Here is a 328-nt window from a genome sequence, read left to right on the forward strand (position 1 = left end):
CCTGCTCGCGCTGCTCGCTTCAGAAGGGGTCACCGTGCTGAGCCAGACCCCGTCGGCGTTTTACGCGCTGCAGACGGTCGTCACCGCACACCCTGAGCTGCCGCTGCAGCTCGATGCTGTGGTGCTCGGCGGTGAGGACCTTGCCCCGCAACGTCTGGCGGAGTGGCGTCGCGACCGTCGGGCAGCGGCGCGCCTGATCAACATGTATGGCATCACCGAGACCACGGTGCACGCGTCATTTCGCGAGATTGTCGACCACGACATCCACAGCGGCGGGAGCCCGATCGGGCAACCGCTTCCCAGTCTGGCCTTTGCCGTGTTGGACGCG

The 328-nt window shown here is 66.8% G+C and carries 1 protein-coding gene; it reads left to right on the top strand.

The annotated features are described in order from the left end of the window. Window positions 1–328, top strand: a 328-nt coding sequence (locus tag F0Q45_RS27045; protein ID WP_149656703.1) for an AMP-binding protein, incomplete at both ends; no start/stop codon positions are given.

The sequence above is a fragment of the Mycobacterium simiae genome (assembly GCF_008370645.1).
GTDB lineage: Bacteria > Actinomycetota > Actinomycetes > Mycobacteriales > Mycobacteriaceae > Mycobacterium > Mycobacterium simiae_A.